This is a genomic window from Micromonospora globosa (assembly GCF_000717585.1).
Lineage (GTDB): Bacteria > Actinomycetota > Actinomycetes > Mycobacteriales > Micromonosporaceae > Micromonospora > Micromonospora aurantiaca.
Genome location: NZ_JNZR01000038.1, coordinates 61,339 through 81,852, shown reverse-complemented (window position 1 = coordinate 81,852; position 20,514 = coordinate 61,339). Strand labels below are relative to the sequence as shown.

General features: G+C 72.6%; 21 protein-coding genes. 12 read left to right on the top strand and 9 right to left on the bottom strand.

Annotated elements, in window-relative coordinates; translation table 11 throughout:
- Nucleotides 1-276: 276 nt before the first annotated feature.
- From nrdR to IF06_RS35005, 3 genes are all read left to right on the top strand, one after another.
- Nucleotides 277-777: a transcriptional regulator NrdR gene (nrdR, locus tag IF06_RS0128035; RefSeq protein ID WP_013284751.1), complete on the top strand. Its 501-nt coding sequence runs from the start codon at nt 277-279 to the stop codon at nt 775-777.
- Between the two features lie 38 nt (nt 778-815).
- Nucleotides 816-3,710, top strand: a complete 2,895-nt coding sequence (locus IF06_RS0128030) for a vitamin B12-dependent ribonucleotide reductase (protein ID WP_013284752.1) — start codon at nt 816-818, stop codon at nt 3,708-3,710.
- A 139-nt stretch (nt 3,711-3,849) separates the two neighbouring features.
- Nucleotides 3,850-4,086, top strand: coding sequence for a DUF2188 domain-containing protein (locus tag IF06_RS35005; protein WP_013284753.1), 237 nt, complete (start codon nt 3,850-3,852; stop codon nt 4,084-4,086).
- 107 nt (nt 4,087-4,193) lie between these two features.
- On the opposite strand, the gene IF06_RS33310 is transcribed toward IF06_RS35005, so the two are convergent.
- Together IF06_RS33310 and IF06_RS0128025 are read right to left on the bottom strand one after the other, a co-directional pair.
- Nucleotides 4,194-4,382 carry a DUF397 domain-containing protein gene (locus IF06_RS33310; protein ID WP_013284754.1) on the bottom strand — a complete coding sequence of 63 codons (189 nt, stop codon included), beginning with the start codon at nt 4,380-4,382 and terminating at the stop codon, nt 4,194-4,196.
- 17 nt (nt 4,383-4,399) lie between these two features.
- Entirely contained in the window at nt 4,400-5,290 is an 891-nt protein-coding gene (locus IF06_RS0128025; protein ID WP_145754706.1) for a DUF5753 domain-containing protein, read from the bottom strand.
- Nucleotides 5,291-5,371: 81 nt separating this feature from the next.
- Here IF06_RS0128025 and IF06_RS0128020 point away from each other — a divergent pair, with 81 nt between their 5' ends.
- The 5 genes from IF06_RS0128020 (at nt 5,372) to IF06_RS0127990 (ending at nt 9,659) form a co-directional block, all read left to right on the top strand.
- Nucleotides 5,372-5,560, top strand: coding sequence for a hypothetical protein (locus tag IF06_RS0128020; RefSeq protein WP_013284756.1), 189 nt, complete (start codon nt 5,372-5,374; stop codon nt 5,558-5,560).
- Nucleotides 5,561-6,175: 615 nt separating this feature from the next.
- Complete coding sequence (locus IF06_RS0128005) at nt 6,176-7,111, top strand: DUF2332 domain-containing protein (RefSeq protein WP_013284759.1); 936 nt, start codon at nt 6,176-6,178, stop codon at nt 7,109-7,111.
- Between the two features lie 206 nt (nt 7,112-7,317).
- Nucleotides 7,318-8,760, top strand: coding sequence for an alpha/beta hydrolase (locus tag IF06_RS0128000; RefSeq protein WP_030274589.1), 1,443 nt, complete (start codon nt 7,318-7,320; stop codon nt 8,758-8,760).
- A gap of 29 nt (nt 8,761-8,789) precedes the next feature.
- Nucleotides 8,790-9,023 carry a DUF5522 domain-containing protein gene (locus IF06_RS0127995; protein ID WP_013284762.1) on the top strand — a complete coding sequence of 78 codons (234 nt, stop codon included), beginning with the start codon at nt 8,790-8,792 and terminating at the stop codon, nt 9,021-9,023.
- Between the two features lie 87 nt (nt 9,024-9,110).
- Nucleotides 9,111-9,659, top strand: a complete 549-nt coding sequence (locus tag IF06_RS0127990) for a hypothetical protein (RefSeq protein WP_013284763.1) — start codon at nt 9,111-9,113, stop codon at nt 9,657-9,659.
- 40 nt (nt 9,660-9,699) lie between these two features.
- Here the strand turns inward: IF06_RS0127990 and IF06_RS0127985 are convergent, their stop codons facing one another.
- Nucleotides 9,700-10,386: a metal-dependent transcriptional regulator gene (locus IF06_RS0127985; protein ID WP_030274585.1), complete on the bottom strand. Its 687-nt coding sequence runs from the start codon at nt 10,384-10,386 to the stop codon at nt 9,700-9,702.
- A gap of 97 nt (nt 10,387-10,483) precedes the next feature.
- Between IF06_RS0127985 and IF06_RS0127980 the strand changes: the two genes are divergently transcribed.
- Genes IF06_RS0127980 through IF06_RS0127970 form a run of 3 tightly spaced genes read left to right on the top strand, consistent with a single transcriptional unit; the run spans nt 10,484 to nt 15,151 of the window.
- The gene (locus tag IF06_RS0127980; protein ID WP_013284765.1) at nt 10,484-11,341 is read left to right on the top strand and encodes a sulfurtransferase; all 858 of its coding nucleotides are present in this window, start codon (nt 10,484-10,486) and stop codon (nt 11,339-11,341) included.
- A 47-nt stretch (nt 11,342-11,388) separates the two neighbouring features.
- The gene (locus tag IF06_RS0127975; protein WP_013474498.1) at nt 11,389-12,570 is read left to right on the top strand and encodes an acetoin utilization protein AcuC; all 1,182 of its coding nucleotides are present in this window, start codon (nt 11,389-11,391) and stop codon (nt 12,568-12,570) included.
- Between the two features lie 25 nt (nt 12,571-12,595).
- On the top strand, nt 12,596-15,151 hold the full coding sequence (locus IF06_RS0127970) for a bifunctional GNAT family N-acetyltransferase/acetate--CoA ligase family protein (RefSeq protein ID WP_030274583.1): 2,556 nt from the start codon (nt 12,596-12,598) through the stop codon (nt 15,149-15,151).
- A 55-nt stretch (nt 15,152-15,206) separates the two neighbouring features.
- On the opposite strand, the gene IF06_RS0127965 is transcribed toward IF06_RS0127970, so the two are convergent.
- The 4 genes from IF06_RS0127965 to IF06_RS0127950 form a co-directional block, all read right to left on the bottom strand.
- Nucleotides 15,207-15,614, bottom strand: coding sequence for a VOC family protein (locus tag IF06_RS0127965; RefSeq protein WP_013284768.1), 408 nt, complete (start codon nt 15,612-15,614; stop codon nt 15,207-15,209).
- Nucleotides 15,611-16,102 carry an SRPBCC family protein gene (locus IF06_RS0127960; protein ID WP_013284769.1) on the bottom strand — a complete coding sequence of 164 codons (492 nt, stop codon included), beginning with the start codon at nt 16,100-16,102 and terminating at the stop codon, nt 15,611-15,613. Before IF06_RS0127960 ends, IF06_RS0127965 begins: the two co-directional genes overlap by 4 nt.
- Nucleotides 16,099-16,440 carry an ArsR/SmtB family transcription factor gene (locus IF06_RS0127955; RefSeq protein ID WP_198039690.1) on the bottom strand — a complete coding sequence of 114 codons (342 nt, stop codon included), beginning with the start codon at nt 16,438-16,440 and terminating at the stop codon, nt 16,099-16,101. Before IF06_RS0127955 ends, IF06_RS0127960 begins: the two co-directional genes overlap by 4 nt.
- 103 nt (nt 16,441-16,543) lie before the next feature.
- On the bottom strand, nt 16,544-17,431 hold the full coding sequence (locus tag IF06_RS0127950) for a sigma-70 family RNA polymerase sigma factor (protein WP_036311703.1): 888 nt from the start codon (nt 17,429-17,431) through the stop codon (nt 16,544-16,546).
- Between the two features lie 220 nt (nt 17,432-17,651).
- Here IF06_RS0127950 and IF06_RS0127945 point away from each other — a divergent pair, with 220 nt between their 5' ends.
- Nucleotides 17,652-18,440, top strand: coding sequence for a sporulation protein (locus IF06_RS0127945; RefSeq protein WP_013284772.1), 789 nt, complete (start codon nt 17,652-17,654; stop codon nt 18,438-18,440).
- A 3-nt stretch (nt 18,441-18,443) separates the two neighbouring features.
- Here IF06_RS0127945 and dtd read toward each other — a convergent pair whose 3' ends face one another.
- Both dtd and IF06_RS0127935 read right to left on the bottom strand, forming a co-directional pair.
- On the bottom strand, nt 18,444-18,866 hold the full coding sequence (gene dtd / locus IF06_RS0127940) for a D-aminoacyl-tRNA deacylase (RefSeq protein ID WP_030274579.1): 423 nt from the start codon (nt 18,864-18,866) through the stop codon (nt 18,444-18,446).
- A complete protein-coding gene (locus IF06_RS0127935; protein ID WP_030274577.1) occupies nt 18,866-20,350 on the bottom strand; it encodes a DUF7059 domain-containing protein in 1,485 nt (494 codons plus the stop codon). The genes dtd and IF06_RS0127935 overlap by 1 nt, the downstream gene beginning before the upstream one ends.
- Nucleotides 20,351-20,514 lie beyond the last annotated feature (164 nt).

Here is a 20,514-nt window from a genome sequence, read left to right as displayed (position 1 = left end):
GCCGTCCGTTGGGCTCCTCGGTGGCGTCGTGCCGGGCGTGATCCTGATGACGCGCCGGACACGCCCGCCAACTTGACCTCGCTTGGGGTTCGGCATACGGTCGACCCCTAGATGTAGTAGTCACACGGGCGTAAGTTGCCTACAGGTTGGGTTCGACTACCGAACGCACTCCCGCACCGCGCACTCGGCGACGGTCATCGGACGATGGCCCCGCCGTGTCGACGCGTGCCCGGGAGCCGGTAGGTGTGCCCGCGATCGACGGAGGAGGTCGGGCGAATGCGGTGTCCGTACTGCCGGCACGCCGACTCCCGGGTGGTCGACTCGCGGGAGGCCGACGACGGCCAGCTCATCCGGCGGCGACGGTCGTGCCCGGAGTGCGGCAAGCGGTTCACCACCGTCGAGGAGGCGGTGCTCGCGGTGGTCAAGCGCAGCGGGGTGACCGAGCCGTTCAGCCGTACGAAGATCATCGGTGGGGTGCGCAAGGCGTGCCAGGGGCGCCCGGTCGACGACGACTCGATCGCGCTGCTGGCACAGAAGGTCGAGGAGACCGTGCGGGCCAAGGGGGCGGCCGAGATCCCCAGCCACGAGGTGGGCCTGGCCATCCTCGGCCCGTTGCGTGACCTCGACGAGGTGGCCTACATGCGGTTCGCCAGCGTCTACCGGTCCTTCGACTCGCTCGCCGACTTCGAGCGCGAGATCGAGACGCTGCGGGCCGCCGCGCGCGCCCGGGAGGGCGCCGGTGCCGGTGCGGCGGACGCCGCCGGCGCGATCAGCTGACATTCACGGGTTTCTGACAGGTACACGAGGCGCGGTGGGTGACCGTTGCCGACGAGGGGGGCGAGGGCGTGACGACCAGCAAGTCACGGAACAAGGCCGGGGCGGGGCTGAAGATCGAGCGCGTCTGGACGACCGAGGGGGTGCATCCCTACGACGAGGTCGCCTGGGAGCGCCGCGACGTCGTCATGACGAACTGGCGGGACGGCTCGATCAACTTCGAGCAGCGCGGGGTGGAGTTCCCCGAGTCCTGGTCGGTGAACGCGGCGAACATCGTGACCACCAAGTACTTCCGGGGCGCGGTGGGGACCCCGGAGCGGGAGTGGTCGCTGCGGCAGCTGATCGACCGGGTGGTCGAGACCTACCGCACCGCCGGTGAGGAGTACGGCTACTTCGCCACCCCGGCCGACGCCGAGGTGTTCGCGCACGAGCTGACCTGGATGCTGCTGCACCAGGTGTTCAGCTTCAACTCGCCGGTGTGGTTCAACGTCGGCACGCCGTCGCCGCAGCAGGTCAGCGCCTGCTTCATCCTCTCCGTCGACGACTCGATGGACTCGATCCTCGACTGGTACAAGGAGGAGGGGCGGATCTTCCAGGGCGGCTCCGGCGCCGGGGTCAACCTCTCCCGGATCCGTTCCTCGAAGGAGCTGCTCTCCTCCGGCGGCACCGCCTCCGGTCCGGTCAGCTTCATGCGCGGCGCGGACGCCTCCGCCGGCACCATCAAGTCCGGTGGCGCCACCCGGCGCGCGGCGAAGATGGTCATCCTCGACGTGGACCACCCGGACATCGAGGAGTTCGTGGCGACCAAGGCGCGCGAGGAGGACAAGATCCGCGCGCTGCGGGACGCCGGGTTCGACATGGACCTGGGCGGCGCCGACATCGTCAGCGTGCAGTACCAGAACGCCAACAACTCGGTCCGCGTCTCCGACGAGTTCATGACCGCGGTGGAGAACGGCGGCGGCTTCGACCTGCGCGGCCGGCTCGACGGGCAGACCATCGAGACGATCGACGCCAAGAAGCTGTTCCACACCATCTCCCAGGCGGCCTGGGAGTGCGCCGACCCGGGCCTGCAGTACGACGACACCATCAACGACTGGCACACCTGTCCGGAGACCGGGCGGATCACCGCGTCGAACCCGTGCTCGGAGTACCTGCACCTGGACAACTCCTCGTGCAACCTGGCCTCGCTGAACCTGATGAAGTTCCTCCGCGCCGACGGCGGCTTCGAGGTGGAGAAGTTCGTCAAGTCGGTCGAGTTCGTCATCACCGCGATGGACATCTCGATCTGCTTCGCCGACTTCCCGACCGAGAAGATCGGTGAGACCACCCGCGCCTACCGGCAGCTCGGCATCGGGTACGCCAACCTGGGCGCGCTGCTGATGGCCTCCGGCCTGCCGTACGACTCGGAGCAGGGCCGGGAGGTGTCCGCCGCGATCACCTCGCTGATGACCGGCACCGCCTACCGCCGTTCCGCCGAGCTGGCCGGCATCGTCGGCCCGTACGACGGCTACGCCCGCAACGCCGAGCCGCACAAGCGGGTCATGCGCAAGCACGCCGCCGCCAACGACGCGATCAAGGCGACCGGCACCGTGGCCACCGCCGTGCAGCGCGAGGCCACCAAGCAGTGGACGCTGGGCAACAAGCTCGGTGACAAGTTCGGCTGGCGCAACTCGCAGGCCAGCGTGCTCGCCCCGACCGGCACCATCGGCCTGATGATGGACTGCGACACCACCGGTGTCGAGCCGGACCTGGCACTGGTGAAGTTCAAGAAGCTGGTCGGCGGCGGCTCGATGCAGATCGTCAACCAGACCGTGCCGCGCGCCCTGCGCAGCCTCGGCTACCCCGAGGAGCAGGTCGAGGCGATCGTCGAGCACATCGCCGACCACGGCCACGTGGTGGACGCCCCGGGCCTGAAGCCGGAGCACTACCCGGTCTTCGACTGCGCCATGGGCGAGCGCTCGATCGCGCCGATGGGTCACGTGCGGATGATGGCGGCCGTCCAGCCGTTCATCTCCGGCGCCATCTCCAAGACGGTGAACATGCCGGAGCAGGCCACCGTCGAGGACGTCGAGAAGATCTACTTCGAGGGCTGGAAGCTCGGCCTCAAGGCGCTGGCGATCTACCGGGACAACTGCAAGGTCGGCCAGCCGCTGTCGGCCGCCAAGCCGAACAAGGCCACCGCCGAGACGCAGGCCCCGGCCGCCGAGGTCGAGAAGGTCGTGGAGAAGGTCGTCGAGTACCGCCCGGTGCGCAAGCGGCTGCCGAAGAAGCGCCCGTCGCAGACGGTCTCCTTCTCGGTCGGCGGCGCGGAGGGCTACCTCACCGCCTCGTCCTACCCGGACGACGGCCTCGGCGAGGTCTTCCTCAAGATGTCGAAGCAGGGCTCGACCCTGGCCGGTGTGATGGACGCCTTCTCGGTGGCCATCTCCATCGGTCTCCAGTACGGCGTCCCGCTGGAGACGTACGTCAGCAAGTTCACCAACATGCGCTTCGAGCCGGCCGGCATGACCGACGACCCGGACGTGCGGATGGCCGCCTCGGTGATGGACTACATCTTCCGTCGCCTGGCGCTGGACTTCCTGCCGTACGACCGCCGCGCCGAGCTGGGCATCTTCACCGCCAAGGAGCGCGCCGCCCAACTCCGGGCCGAGGCGGAGGCGGAGGCGAGCGGTGCGGACCTCACCGCGATGGCCGCCTCCGCCCCGGTCGAGGCGCCCGAGCCGAAGACCGGCCCGATCGCGCAGCCGGCGCAGGAGATGGCCGACGCCGCGGCGGTGAAGCCCGCGCCGTCGGTGGGTTCCAGCACCGAACTGCTGGAGGCCGTGATCGGCAAGGCCGCCGACGCGCCGCTCTGCTTCACCTGCGGCACGAAGATGCGGCCCGCCGGTAGCTGCTACGTCTGCGAGGGCTGCGGCTCCACCAGCGGCTGCAGCTGACGAAAGCAACGAGCCCCGGGCGTTGGCGCGCCCGGGGCTCGTGAGCCGGGATGGAACCCGACCTGTTTCCTTGCAGAGACAGATCTTCGCTCCTCCCGGCTCGGTCAAGCAAGTTAATCGAGTAGGAGTGGAGAAAGTCATGGCTGATAAGGCCAAACCTGTTCATGTCGTCCCTCGCGACGGCGAGTGGGCTGTGGTCCGGGAGGGAAATCAGCGGGCATCGTCGCTGCACCCGACTCAGGCGGAAGCCGAGAGGGCTGGGCGGCCAGTAGCCCGGGCGGACCAGACGGAGTTCTACCTTCACGGCAGAAACGGTCAAATCCGTGAGCGAGACAGCTACGGAAACGATCCGAATCCGCCCCGTGACTCACGCTGACTAGAAGGCCGGGGCGTACGCGAAGGCGTGCGCCCTGCTTGCCCTCATTCGTCCTCGCGGCTGGCTTAAGGGCCAGCGGTGAAGTGTGTGTACCGGCAGGTCCGGGTTCAGGGCAGAGTCCGGAGGAACGCCTGCCATGCCTGACGCCCGAAGCGTAGAACGGGACCGGCCGCATCCTTGCTGTCGCGGATCAGGATGTTCTCGCTGACGGCGGCAACCTCTACGCACGCGCCGCCGTTGTTGTCGCTGCGACTCGACTTGCGCCACTTGAGGCCGAGGCGATCCGGGCTTGTCACGGCCACCTCCAGTTCCGTCAGCGTGCCAGCTCATCCGCCAGTTGCCGGATGAGCTTGCGCGACTCTACCGGCCCGAGCGCGGCGGCACGGAGCCGGTCCCACAGCCGAGTGTAGGCCCGCACCGCGTCCGGTCGGTCGAGGTAATCCGCGTCCGTGAACGTCTCTACGTAGATCACATCCGAGCCGGCGTCGTCGCCGAAGCGCAGGATGATGAAGTTGAAGGACGCCGTTTCGTAGGTCTGCGCGTCGAAGGGGAAGACCTGGAGCGAGACGTTCGGCTGGTTGCTCACCTCCACGAGGTGGCGGAGTTGGTCGCTCATGGTGTCGACGTCACCGATGTTCCGCCGGAGCGCGGATTCGCTCAGGATGAAGCTCAGCTCCGGGCCGCCGTCCTGACGCAAGATCGCCTGCCGCTCAAGTCTGATGGCAACCGTTCGGTCCAGATCCTCGTCGTTGGGGCGCGGGTGGGCGGTGGCGTTCATCGCGCGGATGTAGGGCTCGGTCTGGAGGATGCCGGGAACGACCTCCGGTTGGTACCAGCGGATCTCCGACGCGTCACCCTCAAGGTCGAGGTACTGGCGGAACCAATCGGGTACGGCGTTGCGGTATGTGCTCCACCGCCCTCGCTGGCGCCCGGCACGAGCGAGTTCCCGTAACGGCTCGGCTTCCTCGCCCGTAACGCCGTACAGGTCGAGCAGGAGATGCAGGTCGGTCAGCTTGATGCCCGACTGGCCCAGCTCGATGCGGCTGATCTTGCTCGCTGCGGCATCGATGACTGCTGCCGCCTCGTCCTGCGTCCTGCCGGCGTGCTCCCGAGCCCGCTTGAGCGCGAGTCCGAGCCGCCTGCGCTGGATTGTCGGGTTGACCATCGGCTGATTATCGCCCTCCGCATCGAGATGACGCGACACGCTCGGCAGGGTTCCAAAACAGGAGTCCAACTTTTAGTCTAGTTGGACTTCCAAATTGGAAGTCTAAATTTGGGAGGCGGCATGCGCGCTCGTGTGTCGTACGAGGAGTACGTGGTGGCGGTCGCGCTGACCCTCGCCCGGCGGCACCGTCCGGTGTGGTCCTGGCGGCGGTGGCGGCGGATCTGCCGCTGCGGTGCGGAACTGCCGTGCCGCGTACGCCATCGCATCCCGATCCGTCGCGGCCACTGGCCGGGAGAGGAGCAGACGTGACGGAGTCGCAGGTCCGGCAGATCCTATCGGTGCACGTACCCGGCCTCGACGGCTTCTGCACGGGGTGCCGGGCATGGTGGGCGCGCCTGTCTCCGTACCCCTGTCAGCAGGTCGAATGGGCGGCCCGCCGGCAGGCGCGGACCGCCACCCGGCGCTTCCTGGACGGCCTCCGGTGACCACCCACGGGCCGGTTCTTCCGGTGTGGAGCTGCGGTGGGTGTGGCGCTCCGTGGCCCTGCCCGACGCGGCGTCGTGAGCTGCGGGCCGAGTTCGCCGGAGCGCCGGTGTCGTTGGGCTTGTATATGGGGTCTTATCTGGTGTGGGCGGCGGAGGATCTGACCTGGGTGCCGGCCGGGGTGTTGCATCAGCGCTTCCTCGGGTGGGTGCGATGAGTGTCATTCGGCCGGGCGACGAACGGTTTCATTACTGCGACGGCTCGCACCGGTGGGTGCCGCTCGATCCTGACTTCGACCAGGAGGTCTGGGAGGCCATGGTGCGCGAGCACCAACAGCGGCACCTGGAGGAGATCTCCCGGGGACTTCGTCCCCGTCGGCCGAAACGGCCGTAGTGCCCACTGTCACAGACCATCGTGTACGCGAGCTGGAATGCTCGGGGGATGAGCACGACCGACATCTATCGGGTCTTCGCCGAGCGTGAGACACGCGGCGTGTCCCCGGCGTACGAGCGGTTGTCGCGGGCGGTCGCCGGTGACCCGGAGCTGCTCGCCCTGCTCGACACGCTGCCACCGGCCAAGCGTCAGCCGAACCTGCTGTTCGGGGTGGTGCGGCTGCGCGGCGGGCCGGTGGACGACCCGGCGGCGTTCCGCGCGTACGTGATCGCGCACTGGCCGGACGTCGCGGCGCAGATGCGGGTGCGGGCGACGCAGACGAACGAGGCGGGGCGCTGCGCGGTGCTGCTGCCGGTGCTCGCCGCGTTGCCGCAGCCGCTGGCGTTGCTGGAGGTGGGCGCGTCCGCCGGGCTGTGCCTCTACCCGGACCGGTACGCCTACCGCTACGGCGACCGGCAGGTCGGCGAGGGCGAGCCGGTGCTCGACTGTGACCTGACCGGCACCGATCCGCCGCGGCGGCGCCCGGAAGTGGTGTGGCGGGCCGGGCTGGACGTGAACCCGCTCGACGTCACCGACCCGGCCGACGTGGCCTGGCTGGACGCGCTGATCTGGCCGGAACACCGGCACCGCCGGGAACGGCTGCGCGCCGCGGCTGCCGTCGCGGCGGCCGATCCGCCCCTGCTGGTACGCGGTGACCTGGTCGACGACCTGCCGGCGCTGGCAGCGCAGGCTCCGGCCGGGGCGACGCTCGTGGTGTTCCACAGTTCGGTGCTCTACCAGGTGCCGCCGCCCCGCCGGGACGCGTTCACCGCGCTGGTCCGGACGCTGCCCGGCCACTGGATCGCCAACGAGGACCCGTCAGTCCTGCCCCACGCCGACTTGCCCGAGCCGCCCGCCGAAGGCTTCCACAACGTCCTTGCCCTCGACGGCCGCCCGTTCGCCTGGACGACAGGCCACGGCCAGTCCCTCACCTGGTTCCGCTGACCCACCCGCCCCGCCCGGCCCGCCCTGTCCCGGCGCGCGGCGATCATGAAGTTGGCGGTGCGACACGCCGACGCGACGGCCGCCAACTTCATGATCGACCCTCCGGCAGCACTCAGCCGGCACCCGGCCTGTACCGCACGTGAGGGTGGGGCAGCGAAGAGTGGTCGCCCTGGCTAGGGTTGACGATCTCGGCGGAGGGAGACGTCATGCGCGCCCGGGTGCTCCTCGCGTCGATGCTGCCGTTGATCTGGGGCGCTGTCGCCGGCTGGTGGACCCCGCGCGGGCCCGGCACGGTCGGCGCCGCACTCGTCTCCGTCGCGGTGAGCCTCGCCGTCGGGCTGGCCGCCGGTTGGTTGAGCCGGTCCCGCTGGTTCATGCTTGTCGCGCCGGTGATCTTCGCGGTGGCCGTCGAGCTGGTCCGGCTGCGGCTGCGCGGGCCGACCGTCGACCGTCCGCACCTGTCCGGCTTCGGCGTCGTGGCGCTGCTCGCCGGCCGGGGCGTACACGGTCTGCTGAGCTTGTTGCCGCTGCTGGTCGGTGCCGCCTACGGCGCCGGACTGGCTCGCCGCCTCGACGCGGTGCCGCCGCGCCGGCCGGTGCCGCGCCGGCTGGGCCGGATCGGCGTCGGTCTGCTGGCCGCGTTGCTCGCGCTGGTCACCGTCGGCGCGGCCGTGCCGGGCCGCACCGACCCGATCCCCGGGGGCATCGCCCGCTTCGACACCGTCGACTCCTCCGGGCGCGAGCTGGGCCTGCTTATCAGGGGTACGGACCGCAGCGCCCCGGTACTGCTCGTGGTGCCCGGGCCACCGGGCGGCTCGGAGATCGGCGGGGTTCGCCGCCATCTGCCCGAACTGGAGCAGCGCTTCGTGGTGGCCGTGTGGGACCGTGCCGGCGGGCCGCGCTCCTGGTCGGGGTTCCGCGCCCCGTCGGACTGGCGCCTGGACGACGAGGTGGACGACCTGGTCGCGGTGGCCCGGCACCTGCGAGAACGGCTCGGCCGGGATCGGATCCACCTGGTCGCGCACTCCGGCGGCACCATCGCCGGCCTGCTCGCCGTGCGACAGCACCCGGAGCTGTTCGCCGCCTACGTGGGCGTCGGGCAGGTGGTGAGCCTGCGCGAGGCCGATCGCAGCCAGTACGCCGACACCGTGGCCTGGGCCCGCCGCACCGGCCGGACGGCGCTCGCGGACCGGATGACCGCGCAGGGCCCGCCGCCCTACCGCGACGTCTGGGCGTACGAGCCGTTGCTGACCAATGAGGCCGGGGCCTTCCCGGTCGACCGGGAAGGCGCGAGCGAGGACGAGACCGGGACTGTCGGCAACCTGGGCGTGTCCGAATACAGCCTGCTGGAGAAGGTGCACCTGTTCGGGTTCCTGGACGGCTGGGACGTGCTGTACCCCCGGTTGCAGGAGGTCGACTTCCGGCGTGACGTGCGGCAGCTCGCCGTGCCGGCGTACTTCGTGGACGGCGCGCAGGAGGTGCCGGGCCGGCTTCGCCTGTTCGACGAGTGGTACGCGCAGCTTCAAGCACCGCGCAAGGACCATCTGGTGATCCCGCGCGCCGGGCACCGTTCGATGTTCGAGCGGCCCGACGCGTTCGTGCCGTACCTGGAACGCCTCCGGACCGACGGCGGCCCGGGCGGCAACTAGGGCGGGCAGGGCGTCCGTAGACTTCAGCGGTGCGTGACGAGCTGGCGGGACGGCCCCTGACCGAACCCCACCCGTCCCGGTTGTCGCCGGATCACCCCGGGCGGGAACGCATCCTCGTCGCGCACGCGGCCGCGCTCGCCGCCGGGGAGGCCGGCTACCTGGACCCGGAGACCGGGCTGTTCGTGCTCAGCGCCGGGTTCCTGGCCCGGCGCGGCACGTGCTGCGGGCGAGGCTGCCGGCACTGTCCGTACGTGGCCGATTAGGGGGCTTCCGTCCCCGCTGGGGCACGCCGTACGGTGTCCGACGGAACTCCGGCGGGTCGGACCCGCCGCCGACCGCGGAGGTCTCCCGTGCGTGCACGTACCTGGCTGGCCGTTCCGGCCGTCCTGCTCGCCGCCGGCTGCGCCGACGAGGCGCCGACCCAGTCCGGGCCGCCGGCCCCGCCTCCGCCGGTGCCGGTCGCGGCGGCGTCCTCGGGCGGGGCGTGCCGGCTGCTCGACTTCGCGGTGATCGCCGAGCACACCGGCGGCACGTTCGACGTGGCGGCGGCCACGGAGCGGGGCGACACCCACACGTGCGTGGTCCGGGCGGCCGGGGCGGTGCTGCCGGAGCTGACGCTGTCGGTGACCGAGACGTCGATCGACGCGGCCACGTTCGCCCTGGACGTGCAGCCGGGCGGCGCGGCGAAGATCAGCAAGCTGGGCAAGGCCGCCTACCGGCGGACGCTGCCCAAGACCGCGAAGTCCGGCCCGGCCGCCGAGGTCGGCTGGCTGGCCACCGAGGGACGGCTGGCCACCCTGCGCTGGACCGCCCCGGCCGGCACCGCGAAGGCGGAGGCGGACAAGACGGCCGGCAAGCTGGTCACGCTGGCCAAGGTGATCGACACCAGGCAGCTCTGATCGCGGGTCGCACCAAGGCAGCTCTGACCGGAAGCCGGCCTCAGCGGGCCGCGACGAACACCCGGGACGCCACCTCGCGGGGCAGGCGGACCCGGTCACCGGAGCGGTCGATGGAGACGGCGTCGCGTTCCTGCGCCACAGTCACTGTCGCGCCCGGGTCGACGCCGGCGGCGTGCAACTGCCGGAGCACGTCCGAGTCGGTCTGCACGCTCTCGCAGATCCGCCGCACCACGACCGGGCCGGACAGGCCGGGGAAGGCCAGGTTGCGCTCGCCCTCGACGGCGTCGGCAAGCGTCTGGCCGGGGTCACCCAGCTCCGCCAGGCCCGGGATCGGGTTGCCGTACGGCGAGCGGGTCGGGCGGTTGAGCAGGTCGAAGACCCGCTTCTCCACCGCGTCGCTCATCACGTGCTCCCACCGGCAGGCCTCTTCGTGGGCCTCCTCGTAGGGCATCCCGATCACGTTCACCAGCAGCAACTCGGCCAGCCGGTGCTTGCGCATCACCGACACGGCGGTGTTGCGCCCCTGCGGCGTGAGAGTCAGGTGCCGGTCGCCCTCGACTGTGAGCAGGCCGTCGCGCTCCATGCGGGCGACGGTCTGGCTGACGGTCGGACCACTCTGCTTCAGCCGCTCGGCGATGCGGGCACGAAGCGGCGGCACCCCCTCCTCCTCGAGTTCGAGGATGGTGCGCAGGTACATCTCGGTGGTGTCAACAAGGTCGTGCTTCACGTCTGCGGCCTCCTGGGCTCCGATGGTACCCGCTCCCACCGACCGTCGACGCAGGCGAAGCCGGAGGTGGCGGGCCGAATGGTGTTGACTGGGCCGCATGGCCGCCACCACAGACCTGCTGGTCGAGCCCGACCGGCTCGCCGCCGAACTCGATCACGCCGACCCGCCGACCCTGCTCGACGTCCGCTGGCGGCTGACCGGCCCGCCCGGGCGCGACGACCACACCGCCGGCCACCTGCCCGGCGCCGTCTTCGTGGACCTGGACACCGAGCTGTGCGGGCCGCCCGGCGCCGCCGGGCGACACCCGCTTCCGGACCCGGCGGCGTTGCAGGCCGCGCTGCGGGCCGCGGGCGTCCGCGCCGGTCGTCCCGTGGTGGTGTACGACGGCGGCGACGGCATGTCCGCCGCCCGCGCCTGGTGGACGCTGCGCTGGGCCGGGCACCGGCAGGTGCGGGTGCTGCACGGCGGCTTCCCGGCCTGGACGGCAGCCGGCCTGCCGGTCGACACGAGCGTGCCCGCCCCGGTCCCGGGCGACGTGACGGTGGCGCCCGGCGCGTTGCCGGTGCTCGACGCCGCCGCTGCCGCCCGGCTCGCCGCCGCCGGGCCCGGCGTGCTGATCGACGTACGGGCCGCGCCGCGTTACCGGGGCGAGCACGAGCCGGTCGACCCGGTCGCCGGGCACGTGCCGGGCGCTGTGAACCTGCCCGCACCGGAGTACGTCACGCAGGGCCGGTTCCCCGCCGCCGAGGCGCTCCGGGAGCGGTTCGCCGCCGCCGGGGTGGACGCGGACGCGCCGGTCGGTGCGTACTGCGGCTCCGGGGTGACCGCCGCGCAGGCCGTGCTCGCGCTGCACCTGGCCGGTCGCCCGGACGCCGCGTTGTACGTCGGCTCGTGGAGCGAGTGGGTGGCCGACCCGGACCGTCCGGTCGCGACCGGTGGCACGTCCGGCCGGTGAGCGTACGACTGGTGGGCGCGTCCCGGACCACGTGCGACGATGGCCGCATGGCCGACGACACGGTGGTGGTGTGGGACGAGGCTCTCCTCGCCTACGACATGGGCGACCATCCCCTCGACCCGGTCCGGGTCGAGCTGACGATGGCGCTCGCCCGTGAACTGGGTGTGCTGGACCGGCCCGGCGTACGGCTGGTCAAGCCCGAGCCGGCCGACGACGCGCTGCTCACGCGCGTACACGATCCGGCCTACCTGGACGCGGTCCGGTCCGCGCCGCGCGACCCGCTGTTCGCCGGCTTCGGTCTGGGCACGTCGGACAATCCGGTCTTCGACGGGATGCACGAGGCGAGCGCGCTGATCGCCGGCGCCACGACGGCCGCCGCCGAGGCGGTGTGGCGCGGCGACGCCCGGCGCGCGGTGAGTGTGGCCGGCGGGCTGCACCACGCGATGCCCGCCCGCGCCGCCGGGTTCTGCGTCTACAACGACCCGGCCGTGGCCATCGCGCGGCTGCTCGACCTCGGCGCGCAGCGGATCGCGTACGTGGACGTGGACGTGCACCACGGCGACGGCGTGCAGGAGATCTTCTACCGCGACCCGCGGGTGCTCACGATCAGCCTGCACGAGACGCCGCTCGCGCTGTTCCCCGGCACCGGGTTCCCGGACGAGACCGGCGGCCCGGGCGCGGAGGGCACCGCGGTGAACGTGCCGCTGCCCCCGGGTGTGGGCGACGCGGGCTGGCAGCGGGCGTTCCACGCGATCGTGCCGTCGGTGCTGCGCGCGTTCCGGCCGCAGGTGCTGGTCACCCAGTGCGGCGCCGACGGGCACCGCAAGGATCCGCTGGCCGACCTGCACCTGTCGGTGGACGGGCAGCGGGCCACGTACCGCGCGCTGCGGGCGCTCGCCGACGAGCTGTGCGACGGCCGCTGGGTCGCCACCGGCGGCGGCGGGTACGCGCTGGTCGAGGTGGTGCCCCGGGCGTGGACGCACCTGCTGGCGATCGCCACCGGCGAGCCGGTCGACCCGGCCACGCTCACCCCGCCGGGCTGGCGGGACCTGGCCGCGCGGCGGCGACCCGGGCACGAGGTGCCGCTGCGGATGACCGACGACGTGGACCCGTCGTACCAGCCGTGGCAGCCCAGCGGCGAGCCGAACGCGGTGGACCGGGCCGTCGCGGCCACCCGCAAGGCCGTCTTCCCGCTGCTCGGGCTCGATCCGCACGACCCGCGCGACTGAGCCGGCGGCAGGGGAGGACCGACCGGTGACCACCGTCGAGCAACCGCTGGACGTGCTGCTCAGTGACGGCACGACCGTCCAGCTGCGACAGATCCGCCCGGAGGACGCGCCCGAGATCGTGGCCATGCACGGCCGCTTCTCGGAGCGCACCCGATACCTGCGGTACTTCTCGCCGTACCCGCGTATCCCGGAACGCGACCTGAAGCGCTTCGTCAACGTCGACCACCGCGACCGGGAGGCGTTCGTGGTGCTCGCCGGCGAGCGGATCGTCGCCGTCGGCCGCTACGAGCGGCTCGGCCCCGCCTCGCCCGAGGCCGAGGTGGCGTTCGTGGTCGAGGACGCCTACCAGGGCCGGGGCATCGGGTCGGTGCTGCTGGAGCACCTGGCCGACGCGGCCGGGCGCAACGGCATCGTGCACTTCGTCGCCGAGGTGCTCCCGGCCAACGGGGCGATGCTGCGGGTCTTCGCCGACTTCGGCTACCAGGTCCAGCGCCAGTACGCCGACGGCGTGGTGCACCTGAGCTTCCCGATCGCGCCCACCGAGGCGACCCTGGAGGTGCAGCGCGGCCGGGAGCACCGCACCGAGGCCCGGTCGATCGCCCGGCTGCTCGCGCCGCGCGGCATCGCCGTCTACGGCGCCAGCACCACCGGCCAGGGCGTCGGCGCGGCGCTGCTCGGGCACCTGCGCGATGGTGGCTTCGCCGGGGCGATCGTGCCGGTGCACCCGAGCGCGTCGACGGTGGCGGGGCTGCCCGCGTACCCGTCGGCGGCCGACGCCGGCCAGGACGTCGACCTCGCCGTGGTGGCTGTCCCGCCGGACGCGGTGACCGACGTGGTGCACGACGCGGCCCGCGCCGGCGCGCACGGCCTGGTGGTGATCTCCGCCGGGTTCGCCGAGTCCGGCCCGGCCGGCGCGGCGGCGCAGCGCGCGCTGGTCCGCGCCGCGCACCTGGCCGGCATGCGGGTGGTCGGCCCGAACTGCCTCGGCGTCGCCAACACCGACCCGGCGGTACGCCTCAACGCCACGCTCGCGCCGGTGCTGCCCGCGGCGGGCCGGGTCGGCGTGTTCAGCCAGTCCGGCGCGTTCGGGGTGGCGCTGCTGGCCGAGGCGTCCCGGCGCGGGCTCGGCCTGTCCAGCTTCGTCTCGGCCGGCAACCGGGCCGACGTGTCCGGCAACGACCTGTTGCAGTACTGGCAGGACGACCCGGCCACCGACGTCATCACGCTCTACCTGGAGACGTTCGGCAACCCGCGCAAGTTCGCCCGGCTGGCCCGGCGCATCGGCCGCAGCAAGCCGGTGGTGGCGCTCGCCTCGCTGGCCCGGCCGCCGGGCGTGGGGGACGCGCCCGCGCTGGACGCGGCTGCGGTGAGCGCGCTGTTCGCCCAGTCCGGGGTGATCCGGGTGGACACCGTGTCCGAACTGCTCGACGTGGGCGTGCTGCTGGCCCACCAGCCGCTGCCGGCCGGGCGGCGGGTGGCGGTGGTGGGCAACTCGTCGGCGCTGACCGGGCTGGCCGCGACCGCCTGCGCGGCCCAGGGACTGACAGTTGCCGACGGCTACCCGCAGGACGTCGGGCCGAGCGCGGGCGCCGCCGCGTACGCCGCCGCGCTCGGCGACGCGGTGGCCGACGAGCGGGTGGACGCCGTGGTGGCGGTGTTCGCGCCGCCGCTGCCGGGCCAGCTCGCCGACCCGGTGGCCGACTTCGCGGCGGCGCTGCCCGACGCGCGGGTCACCGGCAAGCCGGTGGTGGCGACGTTCCTGGCCGGGCTGGTGCCGGCCGGGGTGCCGGCGTACCCGAGCGTGGAGGAGGCGGTACGCGCGCTGGGCCGGGTGACCGCGTACGCGGACTGGCTGCGCCGGCCCGCCGGTGTGCTGCCGGAACTGGCCGACGTGGACCGGGCGGCCGGGCACGCCGCGCTGCGCCCGGACGGGGCCGACTCGGCGGCGTTGCTGCGCGCGTACGGGATCGACGTGGTGGAGTCGGTGCCGGCCGGCAGCGCCGAGGAGGTGCTGGCGGCTGCCGAACGGCTCGGCCGGCCGGTGGCGCTCAAGGCCGCCGCCCCCGGGCTGCGGCACCGCCTCGACCTGGGTGCGGTACGCCTCGACCTGGCCGACGCCGCCGCGCTGCGCCGCGCGTACGCCGAGATGGCCCCGGTGTTCGGCGCGGAGGTGCTGGTCCAGCCGATGGTCGCGCCGGGTGTGGCGTGCGTGGTGGAGCTGGTCGAGGATCCGGCGTTCGGGCCGGTGGTCGGGTTCGGGCTGGGTGGCGTGGCGACCGAGCTGCTCGGCGACCGGGCCTGGCGGGCGGTCCCGCTCACCGACCGGGACGCCGCCGAACTGGTCGACGAGCCCCGCGCGGCGCCGCTGCTGCGCGGGCACCGGGGCGCCGCGCCGGTGGACCGGGCGGCCCTTGTCGACCTGCTGGTGCGGGTCGGCCGCCTGGCCGACGAGCAGCCGCGGGTGCGGTCGCTCACGCTCAACCCGGTGCTGGCCCGGCCGGACGGCATCTCGGTGCTGCACGCCACCGTGCGCACCGGCGCGGAGGCCGCCCGCCCCGACACCGGCCCGCGCCGCTTGTAAGGAAGGGCCCCTTCTTAACGCCTCCGGTAGAGAAGGGGCCCCCTTTTAACACCGCTCACCCACGCTCGGAGATCTGCTGCACCGACCACTCGTTGCCGTCCGGGTCGCGGAAGAACACGAAGCCGACGTTGTCCAGCGGATGCGGCACCGGGCGCGGGTTCTGGCCCATCACCTGGATCTCGCTCACCTCGACGCCCCGCTCGACCAGCTCGGCGCGCGCCCGTTCCAGGTCCGGTACGACGAGTTGCACGCCCTTGAGCGAGCCCGGCGGCATCTCCGGTACGACGCCCCGGCCGAGGACGATCGAGCACCCGGAGCCCGGGGGAGTGAGTTGGACGATCCGCCCCGCGCCGCCCAGATCCGTGTCGTGGTCGAGGACGAAGCCGAGCCGCTGCGCGTAGAACTCCTTGGCCCGGTCCACGTCGGAGACCGGCACCACCACCACTTCAAGTGTCCAGTTCATGTTGTCGCTCCTGTCGTCGAATCGGTGTGCAGCACTGCCGCGAGCCGGTCGAACGCCTCGCCCAGGCCGCGGGTCATCGGGTAGCGCAGGACGGTGTCGCGCCCCTGCGCGGTGGCGTACCGCAGGTGGGTGACGACTGTGGTCCGGTCCGCCGAGCCGGTGAAGTCGTGGCGGACCAGCGTCTCGCCCGGATAGGACTGGTCGTCGAAGAGTTCGGTGCAGACCAGCCGCGCCGGCGGGTCGACCTCCCGGTACGTGCCGCCCTGGCCCATCAGATCGCCGTCCGGGCCTCGGGAGACGAACCGCCACCGCCCGCCCACCCGCAGGTCCACCTCGCACTCGACGAGGTGCCAGCCCCGGGCGCCCCACCAGCGGACCAGCAGCTCCGGGCGGGTGAAGGCGGCGAACACGAGGTGGCGCGGAGCGGCGAAGTCGCGGCTGAGCCGGATCTCCCGGTCGCCGGGCAGGGACACGGTCAGGCCGGTCACCGCTGCTCCCCGGCGGTCAGTTCGGCGAGCACCTCGTCCAGTCGCGCATAGCTCTCGGCCCAGTAGTCCCGGTAGTCCGCCAACCACGCGACCGCCTCCCGCAGCGGCCGGGCGTCGAGCCGGCAGGGACGGCGCTGGGCGTCCCGGCCCCGGGTGACCAGGCCGGCGCGTTCGAGCACCTTGAGGTGCTTGGAGACGGCCGGCTGGCTCATCGCGAACGGCTCGGCCAGCTCGGTGACAGTCGCCTCCCCGGCGGCCAGCCGGGCGAGGATGGCACGCCGGGTGGGGTCGGCGAGCGCGGCGAAGGTGGCGTCGAGCAGATCCGCGGGCACTTTCATAACCTCCTGGTTGTGCAACCAGTCGGTTGTATACGGTGGGAGCGCCCGGGTCAAGCGCGACAGGCCCCGGCGAACCGCCGGGGCCTGTCGGGGCTGGGGTGGGTCAGCAGGCGTACGCCTCCAGCCGGTTCGCCCGCTCCGGGTCGCGCAGCTTGAGCAGCGTGACCTTCTCGATCTGCCGGATCCGCTCCCGGGACAGGCCGAACTCGCGGCCGACCTCGTCCAGCGTGCGCTGCCGGCCGTCGTCCAGGCCGAAGCGCAGCCGGATCACCGCCTGCTCCCGCTGGGACAGCGTGGCCAGCACGATGCGGACCTCGTTGCGCAGCTCGCCGTTGGTGGCGGCGTCGCCCGGCTCGGTACGCGGGTCGACGGCGGCGACGAAGTCGCCGAGCGCGCTCTCGCCGTCCTCGCCGACGGCCTGGTCCAGGCTGACCGGCTCCCGGTCGTAGGAGATCAGCTCGATCACCTGGAACTCCGGGATCTCCAGCGCCGTGGCGACCTCGCTGACGGTGTCGGCCATGGCGCGGGTGATGGCCTGGCGGATCCACCAGGTGGCGTAGGTGGAGAACTTGTAGCCCTTGGTGTAGTCGAACTTCTCGACCGCGCGGATGAGGCCGAGGTTGCCCTCCTGGATGAGGTCGAGGAAGGCCATGCCGCGACCGGTGTAGCGCTTGGCGATGCTCACCACCAGCCGCAGGTTGGCCTCCAGCAGGTGGTCCTTGGCGGCGCGGCCCTCGGCCGCGATCAGCGCCAGGTCCGCGTGCAGCTCGGCGGAGACGGGGGTGCAGGTGGCCAGCTTCTCCTCGGCGAAGAGGCCGGCCTCGATCCGCTTGCTCAGCTCGACCTCCTGCGCCGCGGTGAGCAGCTTGGTGCGGCCGATGCCGTTCAGGTACGCCCGGACCAGATCGGTGGAGACGCCGCGCTCGTCGGTGGCGTCGAGGTCCGTGAGGGTGACGTCCATGTCCTGGTGCTCGATCATCTGCTGGGTCATCTCTGTTCTCCCCGTGTCCGACGTGCCTACCGGTCCCGTGCCGCCCACGCGGTGGTGGCCGATGACAAACAGCTTGGCGGTCGGGGCGTGAGACGGGAGTGAGGCGATCGGAGACCCGACAGGAATCCCGGCCGGAATCCGGCGTTCCCTTGCCCGGCGCGGTTACCGTGCCACCGACCGGCCGTCGGGGCCGGCACGGCACTGACGATCGGAGAACGTGGTGGTCTTCAAGCGGCTCATGCAGGCGATGGGTGTGGGTGGACCGTCGGTGGAGACGGTGCTGGCCAACCCGAACTGCCGCCCCGGCGGCGAGCTGGCGGGCCGGATCCAGGTGGTCGGCGGCGACCACCCGGTGGACGTGAGCTACATCGCACTCGGCCTGGTCACGCGGGTCGAGGTGGAGAGCTCCGACAGCGAGTACGACGTGAACCAGGAGTTCGGCCGGGCCCAGGTGACCGGCGCGTTCCGGCTGGAGCCGGGGCAGCGGCACGACGTGCCGTTCCGCTTCCAGGTGCCCTGGGAGACGCCGCTGACCGACCTGTACGGCCAGCACCTGCACGGCATGACGATGGGTCTGCGTACCGAGCTGGAGGTGGCTCGGGCGATGGACAAGGGCGACCTGGACCCGGTGGCGGTGCACCCGCTGCCGGCCCACGAGCGGCTGCTGGAGGCGCTGCTACGGCTGGGCTTCCGGTTCGCGCGGGCCGACGTCGAGCGTGGACACATCTACGGTCTGCACCAGCAGCTGCCCTTCTACCAGGAGATCGAGTTCTACCCGGCGCCGCAGTACGCGGGCGCGATGAACCAGCTCGAGGTCACCTTCGTGACCGATCCGCGCCAGGTCCACGTGGTGCTGGAGCTGGACAAGCGGGGCGGCCTGTTCACCGAGGGCCGGGACGCGTTCGGCCGGTTCACGGTGGACCACGCGACGGCGGACCGGACGGACTGGGCCGCCCAGCTCGACGGCTGGCTGCGTCAGTCGCTGTCCCGCCGCGGGCTGTTCTTCTAGGCCTCAGAGGTCGAGCACGAGGGTCCGGGGACCGACGTTGACGCTCTCCACCAGCATGTGGGCGCGGAAGCGGCCGGTCTCCACCTTCGCACCCCGGGCGCGCAACTGTTCGACCACGGCGTCCACCAGGGGTTCGGCCACCTCGGCGGGCGCGGCGGCGGTCCAGCTCGGTCGCCGGCCCTTGCGGGCGTCGCCGTAGAGCGTGAACTGGCTGACCACGAGCAGCGGCGCCCCGACGTCGGCGGCGCTGCGCTCGTCGTCGAGGATGCGCAGCTCGTGCAGCTTGCGGGCCATGATGGCGGCCACCTGCGGGGTGTCGGTGTGGGTGACGCCGAGCAGCACCAGCAGCCCGTCGGCGATCTCACCGGTCACCTCGTCGTCGACAGTCACCCGGGCCCGGCCGACGGTCTGCACCACCGCCCGCATCAGTCGGTCACCGGCTCGACGATGCCGCGCTCGACCAGGTGCGCCACGATCGGTCCGGCCGCTTCGGCCAGCTCGTCCGGGGCCACGTCGTGCGCAGCGGCCAGCAGGGCGAGCTGGTCGCGCAGCGGCAGCCGGCCGTCGGCGCCGCCGACCAGGGCGAGCACCAGCGGGTCGATCTCCTCGGACCAGCGCAGCCCGCGCGGCATGGCCAGGACCTGCCGGTCCACAGCCCAGCCGTCGTCGCCCATGGTGGCCTCCTGCCGCAGCTGGAGCCCGTCGGCGGCGCGGTAGCGGGCGGCGAGCAGGCCCTCGGTGTCCCGGGTGCGCAGCCAGTCCTGCCGGGCGAACCACTCGCCGATCCGGTCACCCAGCGGCGGCTCGACCCGCTGGCGCAGGTCCTCCACCCGGACGACCGGCTGGTCGTGGCCGGAGCGGCGCAGCGAGACGATGCCGAAGCCGATCGCCTCCACCTTGTGCGCGTCGAACCAGTCCAGCCAGGCCGCCATCCGCTGCGGGTCGGCGCTCTCGCCGACGTCGGTGAGCCACAGGTTCACGTACGCCATCGGGTCGGCCACCTCGCGCTGGATCACCCAGGCGTCCAGGCCGGTGCCGGCGAACCAGCCGGTGACCCGCTCGGCCCAGTCCTCGCCGGTGACGTGCACCCAGTTCGCCAGGTACTGCATGGTGCCGCCCTCGGTGAGCAGGTCCGGCGCGGCCGCGGCCAGCTCCGCGCCGATCGCGTCGCCGACCCGACCGGAGTCCCGGTAGACGTGCGTGGTGGTGCCCGGGCCGACCACGAACGGCGGGTTGCTGACCACCAGGTCGAAGCGGCGCCCGGCCACCGGCGCGACCATGTCCCCGCGCAGCAGCTCCCAGTCCTGACCGTTGAGGGCGGCGGTGGTCGCGGCGAACCGCAGCGCCCGCTCGGAGACGTCGGTGGCGGTGACCCGGCGGGCGTGGGTGCCCAGGTGCAGCGCCTGGACGCCGGAGCCGGTGCCGAGGTCGAGCGCGGTGTCCACGGTCGGGCGGACGGCCGCCGAGATCAGCGTCTGGGTGGCGCCGCCGATGCCCAGCACGTGTTCGGCGTGCAGCGGGCGCCCGGGCCGCGCGCTGGCCGGCACGTCGGCGAGCACCCACCAGTCGTCCCCGTACGGCTCCAGGTCGACCCCGGCGCGCAGGCCGTCGCCGTGCCGCTCCACGATGCCTCCGGCCAGCGCCTCGTCCAGGGCGAGCGGGGCCAGCGCGGCGGCCACCGCCGCCTCCGGCTCGGTCTGGTCGCAGATGAAGACGCGGATCAGCGTGGCCAGCCGGTCCCGGTCCTCGGTGGCGCGCAGCGCGGCCCGGTAGTCGTTGCGGGCCACCGCGCCGGTGCCCTGCGGGCCCAGGCGGTCGGCGATCCCGTTGGCGGTGAAGCGGGCGAGCGTGAGCGCGGTGCGCAGCGCGTCGACCCCGGCGGGGGAGAGCAGCATGTCGTGACGGTCCACGTGCTCATCCTGCCTCGGGCGCGGTCCGGCGTGGCGCGCACCCGCCGATCCATAACGTGGACCGTATCTATCGGCAACTATCTCTTTCATGTGTATCGATCTCTGGTTAGCATTCCTGCCAACATCCGTCGATGGGGCGATCCGGCCACAAACCGGGCCGCCCG